Raw genomic sequence first — 13677 nt, forward strand, 5'->3', positions numbered from 1 at the left:
ACGGTAGTGCGCCGACTGCGCAGTGCTCCCGCCGCGGGGCGCGCGATGCGATCGGCGATCCGGCCGTTCCGCTGTCATGATCGCCCCCGGTCGGCACAATGGGTGCGTGCCGAATCACTCTGAACTCACGCTCGCCGACGGGACATCCGTCCGTCTGGAGCTCGCTCCGGCGCACGGCGCACCGCAGCAGGTCGCGCCGGCGGACACCCCCGCACCCGCGCCGGACGGCGGCGCCGCGGCCGACCTGCCGGACGGGATGGGGCCGGCGGTGCCGGTGGCCCGCGGCGGCGAGCGGGCCGCGGCGACCGCGGTGGCGGCGCTGCGCACCACGCTCCGGCCGCTCGGCCCGCTGCTCCAGGAGATCCATGACGCGGTCACCGCCTCCGAGCAGCCGCCGGACGAGATGTCGGTGCAGTTCGGGGTGCAGGTCGGCCAGGACCTGAAGCTGGGCATCGTCGGCGCCAACGGGCAGGCGTCCTTGACGATCACGGCTACCTGGCGGCCGCAGCGGGCCCGGTGATGGGCTGGTTCCGTGATCCGGGGCCGGGCGGCGGGGCCGACGCCGGCGGCCCGGCGGACCCCCGCTACCGCGTGGTCTCCGTCCTGAGCGCGGCCGACGGCCGGTCCGCCGGGGCCGGTGTGGTGCTGGCCCGGGACCACCTGCTGACCTGCGCCCATGTCGTCAACGACGCCCTGGGCAAGGGGGCGTTCGAGGCCGCGTGGCCGGACGGCGCGGTGCTGGGGGTGCGGCTGCGCGGCCCCTCCGGGCAGGTGGGCGGCGAGGCGCGGGTGGTCCACTGGCTGCCGCCCCGGCGGCTCGACGGCGGCGAAGGGCCGCCCGGCCCGGGCGAGTTGGAGTGGGCGGGCGACCTCGCGGTGCTCAGGTTCAGCCTGGCGGAGCCCTCCCCCGCGCAGCGGCCGGTGGGGGCGCCGGTGCCGGAGTTCCGGGCAATGTGCGTCGGGCAGGCGGTCCGCGCCTGGCACGGCAGCGCGCACGGAGGGACGTTCGCAGAGGTCCGGGTGCGGTCCTGCGACGGGCGGGTGGGCTATCTGGACGGGGCGCTGTCCGGGATGGCGATCGGGCCCGGCTACAGCGGCGGGCCGCTGTGGTCGGACGCCGACGACGCGGTGGTGGGGCTGGTCGCGGCCGCCCTGATGCCGCCGCTCGACCCGGTGACGGGCCGTCCGCTGCCCTACGAGGCGGGGCACCTGACCCGGCGCAGCTGGGGCATCCCGTGGCAGCGGATCGCGGACGAGCTGCGGGCCGCCGGCGCCGGGGCGCTGCTCGGCCGGGCGGAGCCGGACGACGATCCGGCCGCGGGGGTGCTGGCGGATCTGCTCGCCGACGTCTTCCCCACCCCGGTCTCCCGGGGCGAGTTCGCCCGGGCGGTCGCCGAGCGCTGCGGGCTGGGCTACCCGACGCGTCCGGCGGCGCCGACGACGGAGGAGTTCGCGCGGGTGCTGGTGACCGAGGAGCGGGCGTTGGCGGCGCTCACCGAGGCGCTGCGCTCCCGGGACCCGGCGGCGGTCGGGTCGCTGCTGGCCGCGGGCCGGCTGTCCCCGGTGCCGCGGCTGCTGTCGCCGCGGGAGCACGAGCGGCTGCGGTTGCTGCTGGACGCGGTGCCCCGCCCGGTCGCCGAGCAGGTGCCGGAGGCCGTGCGGGCCGCGCTGCCGATGGCCACCGGCCTGCCGCACGGGACGGTCCCGGCCGGTGAACTGCTGGGCCCCTTGGAGGAGTTCACCGGTGACAGCCGTTCCGGCCCGTCGGAGCAGCGGGTGCCGGGCCTGCTGCGGGCGGTGGAGTTCGTCGCGGTGCTGTGCCCGGCACCGGAGCGGGCCCGGCTGCGGCTGTGGGCGGACGGGGTGGCCGCCCGGCTCGCGATCCCCACGGGTTCGCTGCGGGAGCGCCGGGCGGACGCCGAGGAGTGGGCGCGCGGCCGGGCGCGCCGTAGCGCCCCGCCGCGACTGCTGGTGCATCTGGCCACCGTGGGCGCGGACGCCTTCCGGCTGCGACTGTGGTGCGACGACGGGATGGGGAGCGGGCTGCACCGTACGGACACCGGGCCCGACCGCGACCGCACCGCGGCTCAGGCCGCGAAGGAGGTGCTGCGGGAGCTGGCGCGGCTGTGCCGGACGGATCCGGACGCCGGCCGTCCGGTCGTCGAGGTGCTGGTGGACCGCGACGGACTGGAGATACCGGTGGACGAGTGGGAGTTCACCGAGCCGGGCGGGCTGGTCCCCGGCGTCCTCGGCGCGGAGTACGCGCTGGTGGTGCACTGTCCGGAACTCCTGCGCCGCAACGAGCGTTTCCTCTCCGACTGGCGCCACCGCTGGGAGCGCCTGGAGTCCGCCGACCCGCTGCGGCTGACCGGTGCGACCCAGGTGCGCGAGGTCTACGGCATGCTGCTGGAGCGCCGCGATGCCGCCCGGGTGTCGGTGGAGGTGCCGGCACCGGTGCGGCGGGAGGTGGTCCAGGTATGCCTGGCGATGGGGGTGCCGGTGGTGCTGTGGGACCGTGCGGCGGCGCAGGACGCCTCACCGGCCGTCCGGCAGGTGGCCGGCGCGCCGGCCCGGGCGCTGCCCGAGCAGGTCCGCTCCTACCGCGCCAAGACCCTGCACCAGCCCTCCGACCACACCGGCAGACCGGTCCTCGCCTGGGCCGACCCGGACCGCGCCCTGCCCGAACTCCAGCTGTCCGAACCGACGGAGGCACCGTGAATCCCGAACCCCCCGCCGACTGGCGGCTGTTCAAGGGCGACGGCACCCGGCACCGGGCCGTCCTGCCGCCCGCCCCGCCCTGGCGCCGGTTCGGCCCCCCGCGCGGCGGCGCCGGCCCGCTGCCGTATCTGATCGCCCCCGAGCACGCCGACGTGGTCAACGCCGCGCTGCACCTGCGGCGGCCGCTGCTGGTCACCGGGCCGGCCGGCACCGGCAAGTCGTCGCTGGCCCGGGCCGTCGCGCACGAGCTGGATCTCGGCGAGGTGCTGCGCTGGCCGGTGAACAGCCGGGCCGGCGTGCAGGACGCGCTGTACCGCTACGACGCCATCGGCCGGCTGCGGGAGACCACCCTCAGCCGCGACCGGGGCGAGGCCGAGCCGTCCATCGGGAGCTTCGTCCGCCTCGGGCCGCTGGGCACCGCCCTGGTGCCGGGCCCCCGCCCGCGGGTGCTGCTCGTCGACGAGCTGGACAAGGGCGACGTCGATCTGCCCAACGACCTGCTGACGGTGTTCGAGGAGGGCGTCTTCGAGATCCCGGAGCTGGCCCGGCTGCCGGAGGCGCAGTCGGTGGTGGAGGTGCTGCCGGCGGACTCCAACGACCCGGTGCGGGTGGAGCGCGGCAAGGTGCTGTGCACCGAGTTCCCGGTGGTGGTGATCACCAGCAACGGGGAGCGGGACTTCCCGCCGGCCTTCCTGCGCCGCTGTGTCCGGCTGGACCTGCCCACCCCCGACGAGGAGCGGCTGCGGGCCATCGTGGCGGCGCACCTCGGGGACGCGTCGCTCACGGGGGTCGACGATGTGCTGCGGGAGTTCCTCCAGCGCCGCGGCCGCGACGAGCTCGCCACCGACCAGCTGCTGAACGCGGTGTTCCTGCGCACCGGCGGCGTCGACCTCAATGCCGAGGGGCTGTTGGACGCGGTGCTGCATCAACTCGGCGGGACCGTCTGAGCGATGGCGACGGACGGGGGCGGAACGCGGGCCGGGGACGGGGCCGGCGACGGCAGGCGGACCGCGCGCATCGGTGCGGCGCGGGCGGTGTTCGCCGCGGCCGGCGTCGAGCTGGACCGGCATGCGCTGCTCGACGCGCTGTGGCTGGCCACCCGGCTGCCCGCCGGGCAGGACACCGCGCCGGTCGCCCGCGCCCTGGGCCTGACCGCGCCCCCGGCCGCTGCGGGGACACCCGGCGAACCCCCGCCGCCCACGGCCCAGTTGGCGCCGCCGCGGGCCGCAGACGCCCCGGAGGGCGCCCCGCGCGACATCCTCCCGCTGGACCGCCTGGGCGGTGACCTGCACGCCGCGCCGGCACCCCCCGCGCCCCGCCGCGCGACGATCGGCACGGCGCCGCCGCCCCCGCCGAGCGGTGCCGCGCTGCCGGTGCGCGCCCCGGAGGCCAAGGCGCTCCCCGGTGAGCTGCGCATCGGCCGGGCGCTGCGCCCGCTGCGGCAGCGCCGGGCCACCACGCGCTTCCAGGAGTTCGACGAGGCCGCGACCGCCGCGGCACTGGCCGAGAGCGGGCTGCCGGACGTGGTGCTGCGCCCCGGCCAGGAGCGCTGGCTCGACCTGGTGCTGCTGGTGGACGACGGGATGTCGATGCTGCTGTGGCGCCGGCTGGCGGTCGAGTGGCGGGTGATGATGCAGCGGGTCGGCGCGTTCCGCACGGTCCGGGTACACGGGCTGGACACCCGCGGCCCGGACGCCCCGGTGCTGCGGGGCCGCCCGTTCGACCCGGATGCCGGCACGCTGTCGCCGTCGGTGCTCGCCGACCCGTCGGGCCGGACCCTGGTGCTGCTGCTCAGCGACGGGATGGGCGCGGCCTGGCGGGACGGCCGGCTGCACCGGCTGCTGGCACGCTGGTCGGCCCAGGGCCCGGTGGCGGTGCTGCACGCACTGCCGCCGCGACTGTGGCGGGGCTCCGGCATCCAGGCCGGCCGCTGGCGGGTGACGACCCGCCGGCGCGGCGCCGCCGGGGCGTCGTGGAGCGTCAACGACCCGGTGCTGCCCGCCGAGTTGGCGCCGTTCCGGGGGCTGCCGGTGCCGGTGCTGGAGAGCTCGGCGGGCGCGGTCGCGGCCTGGGCGCGGCTGCTGGCCTCGGCCGGCGGGACGGTGGAACTGCCGCTACTGGACGGCCCGGTCGGCCGGGCGCCCGGCCCGCCGGCGGAGGACGGCACGGACGGTGTCCGCCGGTTCCGGGCCGCGGCCTCCCCGGAGGCGTACCGCCTCGCCGCCCACCTCGCGGCGGTCGCCCCGGCCTCGGTGCCGGTGATGCGGCTGGTGCAGCGCGCGGTGGAGGTGGACACCGCCCATCTGGCGGAGGTGTTCCTCGGCGGGCTGATGCGGCCGGTGGCCGCGCCGGTGGCCGGTCCGCTGCGGGACCAGCACCGGATCTTCGACTTCCCCGACGCGGTCAGATCCGCGCTGCTGGACGCCGTCGCCACCCCGGAACTCCTGCGCACCGGGCGGGAGATCGGCCGCCGGCTGAACCAACTCGCCGGCCGCTCCCCCGACTTCCCCGCCTGGCTCGCCCACCCCGACGGGATGGACCGGCTGCCGGCCGGCTCGCGGGCGTTCTCCTCGGTGGAGCGGCGGCTGCTGGCCCGGCTGGGCGCCTCGTTCGCCGCGGTGCCCGAGGAGGACGACGGCATGCAGCCGGTGGGCTCGGACGGCTGGCGGCCGCTCTCCGCCCGCGATCCGCGCCGGCTCGGCCGCTACACCCTGCACGGCCGCCGGCTCGGCACCCGCTCGCTCGTCTACCTGGGGCGGGACGCCCGCGGCGAGGAGGCCGCGCTCCGCGTCGTCCGGCCCGATGTGCCGCCCGACGAGGCACGGGCGCTGCTGGCCACGGAGGCCGTCGCGCTGCGCCGCCTGGGCGGGCAGTACGCGCCGCGGCTGCTGGAGGCCGACCCGGACGGCGAGCCGCCCTATCTCGCGATGCGGGTCTACGCCCCGTCCGACGACCCGGACGCCGGGCCGCCGCCGCAGTTGAGCGCGCTGCTGCGGCCGGAGCACGGCTCCCGGCTGCGGCGCGACACCCTGCTGTCGATCGCGTACGGCTGGCATCTGGCGGCCGCGGTGCGCCTGTGCCATCTGCAGGGCCTGGTGCTGCCGGAGTTGACGGAGCGGTCGGTGCATGTCGTCGGGCGCTCGCTGATGCTGACCGGCCTGGGGCGGTGCGTGGTGGACGGGGAGTTCCGGGCCAGGGGCGCCGAGGCGGTGCCCACAACGGCGGACAACGTCCGGTCCCTGGGGGAGATCCTGCGCCGGCTCGGCGACAAGCACCGCGCGCCGCTCGCGGCGGGCGGCGGGGACATGGCGCTGTGGCAGGGCGACACCTGGCGCCCGCTGCGGGAGATCGTCCTCGCCTGCCTGGCCGAGGACCCGGCCGCCCGGCCGACGGCCGGCCAGGTCGCCGACTGCTTCGCCCGGTACGTGCCGATGGCGGCGGAACTACGGGACGACGGCGCCACCGGCGCTCCCCCGGCGCCCGCCACGGAGGGCACCGCGGCCGGCGCGCCCGACAGCACGGGGCCGAGCCCGCTGGACCCGCGGTCCGAGGCGCGGTGGGCCGAGGCGCTGCGTTCGGCGCGGCCGGTCGTCCGCCGCCGGTTCCTGCTCGGCGCCACGGGCCGGGACGCCAACGAGCGGAAGCTGGCGGCGATCCGCACACCGCTCCCGTCCAGTCACCGCACCACGCTCGTCGGTGTGGACGCCGGGGTCGGCCGGCCCACCGTCACCGTCGCCCTGGGGACGGTGCTGGCGGACGCCCGCGGCGGCGGGGTGATCGCGCTGGACGCGGGCCAGGGCGTCGGCAGCCCCCTGGCCCGCCGGCTGCATCTCGACGGCCACCCGGGGGCACGTTCGGACCTGCTGCCCGCGCTGCCCACGCTCCGGGAGTACGAGGAGGTGCTGCCGTTCACCGTCAACGGCCCTTCGGGGCTGCGGGCGCTGCTCCGCCCCTTCGGCGGGACCGCCTCCGCCCCGGTCCACGACGCGGAGTACCGCCGGACGCTGGAGCTGCTGGGCCGGCACTTCCCGGTCGTCCTCGCGGACCGGGCGGCGCTGCGCAGCGAGCCGCTGCGGGACACCGTGCTCGGGCTGACCGACCGGCTGGTCGTGGTGGCGCGGCAGGCATGGCCGGACCTCCACCGGGCCGAGCGGCTGCTGGCGGACCTGCGGGCCCGCGGGTACGAGGCGCTCGCGGACCGGGCGATCCTGGTCGTCACCGATCTCGCCGGCCCGGAGCGCGCGTTGCGGGACGGCTGGGTCCTGGAGCGGTTCGGCGGCCATCCGGGCGGGCTGGTCCTCGTCCCCTACGACGCGCGCCTGGACGACCAGGGGTACGACGGCCTCTCGCCCAAGCCGGGGTACCACGAAAACGGCTTCGACCTCTCCCGGCTGCGGTCCCGGACGTACCAGGCGTTCCTGGATCTCGCCGCGCTGGTGGCGGAGGACTTCGCCGCGCCCGGCGACGGGGAGACGGAGGGCCCGGAGTGAGGGTGCGCAGGCCCTGACGAACGTGCTCACGCGGGCGGTTCGCCCGTCCCACGGACGCAGGCTTCCTGGACGGTCCGGACCCAGTGGTTCCCGGCGGCAGGGGTGCTGCGCCGCCGCGCGACCCCCTGAGCCCGCGGCCGCCCCACCGCACCGGGTGGCGGCGACGACCGGGACTGCCGCCGGCGGCCCGGCGGCGTAACGTCAGCACTGTGCCGCGGCTGTGGGCAGGTGCGCCATGACGACCGGTGGGACCGGGCAGGCTCCGCTGGGTCAGGAACTGCTGCGGACGATGGCGGAGACCGGCGCCTCCTCGATCGTGGTGTACGAGCTGGCGCCCGACGCGCCGGTCCTGCGGCTGACGGCGCTGAGCGGCATCCCTACCCCGGTGCTGGACCCCTGGCAGCGGATCGCGCTGGCCGCCCCCCTCCCGGTCGCGGTGGCGGCCCGCCGGCAGCGCCTGGTGTGGGCGGCCGGTCACGGCCAGCTGGCCCGGGACTTTCCCCGGACCGCGGTGGCGCTGCCCTACGACTTCGCACTGGGTGCGGCACCGCTGAACGACGGGACCCGCTGCCGGGGCGCGGTGGTGTTGCTGTGGCCGGCCGGGCACCCGGCGGAGCTGTCGGAGGCCGAGCGCGCCGCGTTCGAGAGCGCCCGCCGGCGGCTGGCGGCGCTGCTGCCCGCGCCGGGCACGCCGGATGCGCCGCTGGTGGTGCACGCGCCCCCGGCGCGGGCCGTCGACCCGGCCGAGGCGCTGGCCACCGTCGACTACGTCGAACGGCTCCCGGGCGGCGGCTGCGGGCTCGACCTGGAGGGGCGGGTCACCATGCTCAGCACCGGCGCGGCGGCGCTGCTGGGCGTGGACGCGGCCGCGCTGCTCGGCGCCCGCCCCTGGGAGGTGCTGCCGTGGCTGTCCGGCCCGGTCTTCGAGGACCGCTGCCGGGCCGCGGTGATGAGCCGCCGCCCGGCCGCGTTCACCGCCTGCCGTGCGCCGGGGCAGTGGCTGACGTTCCGGCTGTTCCCGGACGGCCGCGGGGTGAGCGTGTGGATCAGCGACGCGGGCGAGGAGCCGGACCCGGAGGCGCGCCGGCCCACGGAGGCCATGCCGCTGCGGGCCGCGCAGATGTACCACGTGCTGCACCTCGCGGCGGCGCTCACCGAGGCGGTGGGCGTCAAGGACGTCACCGACCTGTTCGCCGAGCAGATCGTGCCGGCCTTCGGTGCCCAGGCCATGCTGATGTACGCCGCGGAGGCGGGCCGGCTGCGGACCATCGGCCAGCACGGCTATGCACCGGAGGTCGTGGAGGCGTTCGAGGGCCTCCCGCTGACCAGTGCGAACTCCCCCACCGTGGACGCCCTGGCCACCGGCGAGCCGAGCTTCCTCGGCTCCGTGGAGGAGACCGAGGCCCGCTTCCCGGGGCTGGCGGCGCTGACCGGGATGGCGGCCCGGGCGGTGCTGCCGCTGATCGTCTCCGGCCGCCCGGTCGGCTGCTGTGTGCTGGCCTACCGGCAGCCGCGGACCTTCAGCCCCCAGGAGCGGCAGGTGCTGACCTCGCTGGCCGGGCTGATGGCCCAGGCACTGGACCGGGCCAGCCTCTACGACACCAAGCAGCAGCTGGCGCACGACCTGCAGGCGGGACTGCTGCCGCACCGGCTGCCACCGGTCCCGGGCCTGTCGGTCGCCGCCCGCTACCTGCCCTCCACCCGCGGGATGGACATCGGCGGCGACTTCTACGACCTGATCCGGCTCGACGCGCACCGGGTGGCCGCGGTGATCGGCGACGTACAGGGCCACAACGCGGCGGCCGCCGCCCTGATGGGCCAGGCCCGCACCGCCGTGCACGCCTTCGCGGCGGCCGGGGCGGCCCCCGACGAGGTACTGAACCGCACCAACCGGCTGCTCGCCGACCTGGACCCGGAGCTGTTCACCAGCTGCCTCTACGTCCACCTCGACCTGCGCACCCACCAGGCGTGCCTGGCCAGCGCCGGGCATCCACCGCCGGTGCTGCGCCACCCGGACGGGCACACCGAGGTACTGCGGGTGCCGCCCGGACTGCTGCTGGGCGTCGCGCCCGACACCCGTTTCGCGGCCACGCCCGTCCCGCTGCCGCCCGGAGCGGTGCTGGCGCTGTACACCGACGGGCTGGTCGAGCGGCCCGGCGGCGATCTGGAAGAGGGGGTGGCGGCCCTGGCCGCCGATCTGGCCGCGGCGCGGTGCCCGGACCCCGGCGGTCTCGCCGACGCCGTCCTCACCCGGCGCGGCACCGGTACGGAACGGCTGGACGACGTGGCACTGCTGCTGCTCGCGCCGACGGACGACGGACCGGGCGGTACGGCATGACCCGCCGTACCGGGTCGCGGGGCAGGCGGGACTTCCGACACCCGCCCTAGGAGGGTCCGAAACCCCCGGGGCCAGTACCCTCAGATGGGGTAAACACCACACATAAGGCATTGGCCCAGATCGTCCGGCAGAGACGGAACGGCTGAGATGGTGGACTTCGAGGAGCACGGCCACGGCGGGCGGCCGGCGGCGCCGCTCGACATCGCCGACGCCGCCCTGGTGCTGTGCGACGCCCGGGGACGCGTGGAGAGCTGGCCGGACGGTGCGGTGCGGCTCCTCGGCCACCCGGCCGCCGACGTGGTGGGGCGGGCCGCCGCCGGGCTTCTGGTGCCGGGCGACGCCGCGCGGCTGTCCGGGCTCGCCGCCGAGTGCCGGGCGCACGGCGGCTGGAGCGGCACGCTCACCGCCCGGCGCAAGGACGGCGCCCCCCTCGACGTCATGGTGCAGCTGGCCCGGGTGACCGACGGCGAGGGCACCGCGCACTGGCTGGTGGTGGCCGCCGAGGCGTCCTCGTTCCCGGGCTGGGAGATGAGCCGGGCGGTACTGGAGAAGCTGCTGATGCAGACGCCGGTCGGGATGGCCGTGGTCGACACCGATCTGCGGTTCGTCTGGTCCAACCTCGCGCTGGAGCGCTTCGGCGGCGGCCCGGCGCGGGACCGGATCGGGCGGCGGCTGGCCGACATCCAGCCGGGCCTGGACGCCGAGGCGCTGGAGGCGCAGATGCGGCGCGTCCTGGAGAGCGGCGAACCGATCCTGGGCTACGAGCACATCGGCCGCCCGCGGTCCGAACCCCACCACGAACGCGCCCACGCGATGTCCTTCGTCCGGCTCGACAACGGCAACGGCCGCCCCCTCGGCGTGTGTTACACCGTCATCGACATCACCGAGCGGTACCGCAGCCGCCAGCGGCTGACCCTGCTGGACCGGGCCGGCACCGCCATCGGCCAGTCCCTCGACGTGCTGCACACCGCGCAGGAGCTGGCGGACGTCGCGGTGCCGGACCTCGCCGACTTCGTCACCGTGGACCTGCTGGACTCGGTGATCCGGGGCGGCGACCCGCTCACCGGCCCGCCCGGCGACGCGGACCGGGTCGCACTGCGCCGCGGCGGCCAGCAGTCCGCCCGGGCCGGCCTGCCCGAAGCGGTCGTCGCGGTCGGCGACCTGGCGTCGTACCACTCCTGGTCCCCGCCCATACGGGCACTGGTCGACGGCAGGTCGTGGCGGGTGGAATGGCTGGACCCGAAGGGGGTGGAGTGGGCCGCGGACGTCCCCGGCGGCCGCCGGCGCGCCCTGCGGGAACAGGGCCTGCACACCGCGATGGTGGTGCCGATCCGGGCGCGCGGCACGACGATGGGCGTCACCAGCTTCTTCCGCGGGCAGCGCCGCGAGCCGTTCGGCCCGGACGACCAGCGGCTGGCCGAGGAGTTCGTGGCCCGGGCCGCGATCTGCCTGGACAACGCCCGCCGCTACACCCGGGAACGCGAGGCGGCGCTCACCCTCCAGCGCAGCCTGCTGCCCCAGGGCGTCGCTGAGCACAGCGCGCTGTCCCTGGCCACCAGTTACCGGCCCGCCGACGAGCTGGCCGGGGTGGGCGGCGACTGGTTCGACGTGATCCCGCTGTCCGGGGCCCGGCTGGCGCTGGTGGTCGGCGAGGTCCGCGGGCACGGTATCGGCGCGATCGCCACGATGGGGCGGCTGCGCACCGCGGTACAGACCCTCGCCGCCCTGGACCTGCGCCCGGAGGAACTCCTCGCCCACCTCGACGACCTGGTCGGCCGGGTGTCGGAGGAGGGCGGCCAGGCCGACGCCGGGGCGGTGGGCACCAGCTGCCTGTACGCGGTCTACGACCCGGTCGGCCGCTGCTTCACCATGGCCAGCGCCGGGCACCCGCCGCCGGTCATCGTCGCCCCCGACGGCACCGCCGCCTTCGCCGAGCTTCCGGTCGGCCCCCAACTGGGCGTCAGCGGGCTGCCGTTCGAGGCCCTGGAGGTGACGGTGAAGGAGGACAGCCTGCTCGCGCTCTACACCGACGGGCTGCTGGCCGACGCGGGCGCACCGGCCAAGGAGCGGCTGCTGCGCGCGCTGGCCGCGCCGGGGGACTCCCTCGACGCGCTGGGCCAGTCGGTGCTCGGCGCGCTGGTGCCGCCGCGTCAGCACGACGACGTCACGCTGCTGCTGGCCCGGACCCGCGGCCTGGCCCGGGACCGCGTCGCCTCCTGGGAACTGGCCGCCGACCCGGCCGTGGTGGGCCGGGCCCGCGAGATGGCCACCCGGCAGCTCACCGAATGGCGCCTGCCGGGCCTGGAGTTCACCACCGAGCTGGTGGTCAGCGAACTGGTCACCAACGCGATCCGGTACGGGTCGGGGCCGATCCTGCTGCGGCTGATCCTGGAGCACACCCTGATCTGCGAGGTGTGCGACGGCTCCAGCACCTCCCCGTACCTGCGGCATCCGCGGACGACCGACGAGGGCGGCCGGGGGCTGTTCCTGATCTCCCAGTTCACCCACCGCTGGGGCACCCGCTACACCACCGACGGCAAGATCATCTGGGCGGAGCAGCTGCTGAGCTGAGCCGCCCGGCCCGGCTCACCCGGCGAGCGCGGCGCCCGCCGCCTGCGCCGCGGCCCGCGCCCGGGCCGCCGCCGCCCGCTCCGGTGCCCCCGCCTGCTCCTCCAGACGGGCCTTGGCCGACCAGTTGTAGGGGCAGACCGGCCGCAGCCGGCTGCGTTCGCTGAGCAGGGTGCGGGCCAGGTCGTGGTGGCCGGCCCGCAGCGCGGCCTCGACCAGGGTGCGCTGGACGGCGTCGCGCTGGGCATGGCTGCCGCCGAAGTCGTTCAGGCGGTGGCGGACCGGCAGCAGCAGCGCGGTGGCGCCGGCGAAGTCCTTGCGGCCGTAGGCGAGCAGCGCCCGGCAGACGGGCAGGCCGATGTCGGCGGTCATCGCGCGGTTGGCGGGCGCCGGGCCGGCCGGGGTCCGCGCCAGCCACCGCTCGCGGTCCCGGACGAGCCGCTCGGCCCGTTCCAAGCGGCCCGCGCCGACGTACGCCATCACCGCGTGGGCGTCGTTGAAGGCGTAGTGCGGGCCGTCGTCGCGGCGCTCCCAGGCGTCGGCGACCGCGGCCCAGCGCTCACCCTGGTCGTCCCCGGCGAGGTACAGACGCCACAACAGCGCGGCCGCGTCGATGAGTTCCATGGCGACGTCCGGGGAGTCGCCGTTGTGCACCGCGGCGTCGTAGATCTCCAGGACGCGGGCGGTGTCGCCGGCCTCCATGGCGAAGAGGGCGTAGTGCCACCAGTTGTGGACGGTGAGCAGGGTGCCGTCGGACCAGGCGTCGGTGCGGGCGTCCAGGAAACGGGTGCCGTCGCCGAAGCGGCCGCGCATCTCGTAGGTGTGCGCCACGGCGTGGATGCCCCAGACGTCCCGCGGGCGCCGCTCCAGGGCGGCCAGGCCGGTCTGTTCGGCGTGTTCGTAGTGGCCGTTCTCCTCCAGGCCGAAGGTGTACATGCCGAGCAGTGGGCCGTAGTGCGGGTCGTCCTCGTCCCAGGCGTCCAGCGCGCCGCCGACCCGGTCGCGCAGCCGCAGCGCGTCGCCGGTGAGGAAGTCGTGGTGATGGCCGGCGAAGAGGGCCAGCACATCGCGCGGGTGAGCGACGGTGATCTCGCCGAGAATCCGGCCGGCGGTGCGGAAGTCGCCGTCCAGCCACGCCTCCCCGGCGGCCAGGTGCATCCGCTCGCGCGGGGTGAGGCGGTCGGTGTCCAGGCCGGCGCGGAAGGCGGTGAAGACGTCGCGGGCGGCCGCCGCGTACGCCTCCTCGGTGCCCAGCACGCCCAGATACGCGACGAGGGCGTGGCCCATCGGGGAGCGCGGCGCGGCGGTCAGCAGCGAGCGCGCGGTCTCCTCGATCCGGGGACGGAAGAACAGCAGGTCGTCCAGGGCCTGTTCGTAGTGGCCGAGGGCCTCGGTGCCGGTGTCGGTCATGGCGTGCCCGTGCCGGTCGGCTGTCATGGTGACTCCTGCGGGTCGTGGGGGTGCCGCGGGATCCTGCCGGATCCGTGGATCCCTCGGTACGGATCCACGGGCACATAGGTACCCCTCTCGCCCGGCTCCGCCCCGCCTCTTCTGGAAAGGTCC

At 76.8% G+C, this 13677-nt stretch carries 7 protein-coding genes; 6 read left to right on the forward strand and 1 reads right to left on the reverse strand.

The genetic code is table 11. The features are described 5' to 3' along the window. Nucleotides 1-106 precede the first annotated feature (106 nt). The 6 genes from B073_RS0108640 (at nucleotide 107) to B073_RS0108665 (ending at nucleotide 12117) form a co-directional block, all read left to right on the forward strand. Nucleotides 107-520, forward strand: coding sequence for a CU044_2847 family protein (locus tag B073_RS0108640; RefSeq protein ID WP_018537688.1), 414 nt, complete (start codon nucleotides 107-109; stop codon nucleotides 518-520). Next, nucleotides 520-2718 (forward strand): trypsin-like peptidase domain-containing protein, encoded by a 2199-nt coding sequence (locus tag B073_RS48720; protein WP_018537689.1) that lies wholly within the window; start codon nucleotides 520-522, stop codon nucleotides 2716-2718. Before B073_RS0108640 ends, B073_RS48720 begins: the two co-directional genes overlap by 1 nt. Then, the gene (locus B073_RS0108650) at nucleotides 2715-3665 is read left to right on the forward strand and encodes an AAA family ATPase (RefSeq protein WP_018537690.1); all 951 of its coding nucleotides are present in this window, start codon (nucleotides 2715-2717) and stop codon (nucleotides 3663-3665) included. The genes B073_RS48720 and B073_RS0108650 overlap by 4 nt, the downstream gene beginning before the upstream one ends. A 3-nt stretch (nucleotides 3666-3668) precedes the next feature. Further along, nucleotides 3669-7208 carry an SAV_2336 N-terminal domain-related protein gene (locus B073_RS39445; RefSeq protein ID WP_051093954.1) on the forward strand — a complete coding sequence of 1180 codons (3540 nt, stop codon included), beginning with the start codon at nucleotides 3669-3671 and terminating at the stop codon, nucleotides 7206-7208. Nucleotides 7209-7443: 235 nt separating this feature from the next. Next, a complete protein-coding gene (locus B073_RS0108660; RefSeq protein WP_018537691.1) occupies nucleotides 7444-9546 on the forward strand; it encodes a SpoIIE family protein phosphatase in 2103 nt (700 codons plus the stop codon). Nucleotides 9547-9693: 147 nt separating this feature from the next. Continuing rightward, entirely contained in the window at nucleotides 9694-12117 is a 2424-nt protein-coding gene (locus B073_RS0108665; RefSeq protein WP_018537692.1) for a SpoIIE family protein phosphatase, read from the forward strand. Nucleotides 12118-12132: 15 nt separating this feature from the next. On the opposite strand, the gene B073_RS0108670 is transcribed toward B073_RS0108665, so the two are convergent. Next, on the reverse strand, nucleotides 12133-13551 hold the full coding sequence (locus tag B073_RS0108670) for a tetratricopeptide repeat protein (RefSeq protein WP_018537693.1): 1419 nt from the start codon (nucleotides 13549-13551) through the stop codon (nucleotides 12133-12135). Nucleotides 13552-13677: the final 126 nt, after the last annotated feature.

This window comes from Streptomyces sp. MspMP-M5, assembly GCF_000373585.1.
GTDB lineage: Bacteria > Actinomycetota > Actinomycetes > Streptomycetales > Streptomycetaceae > Streptomyces.

What these genes read in the sequence shown, in the direction of transcription:
- B073_RS48720 (WP_018537689.1), top strand. Translation starts at nt 520, where the DNA reads ATGGGCTGGTTCCGTGATCCGGGGCCGGGCGGCGGGGCCGACGCCGGC.
- B073_RS39445 (WP_051093954.1), top strand. Translation starts at nt 3,669, where the DNA reads ATGGCGACGGACGGGGGCGGAACGCGGGCCGGGGACGGGGCCGGCGAC.
- B073_RS0108660 (WP_018537691.1), top strand. Translation starts at nt 7,444, where the DNA reads ATGACGACCGGTGGGACCGGGCAGGCTCCGCTGGGTCAGGAACTGCTG.
- B073_RS0108665 (WP_018537692.1), top strand. Translation starts at nt 9,694, where the DNA reads ATGGTGGACTTCGAGGAGCACGGCCACGGCGGGCGGCCGGCGGCGCCG.
- B073_RS0108670 (WP_018537693.1), bottom strand. Translation starts at nt 13,551, where the DNA reads ATGACAGCCGACCGGCACGGGCACGCCATGACCGACACCGGCACCGAG.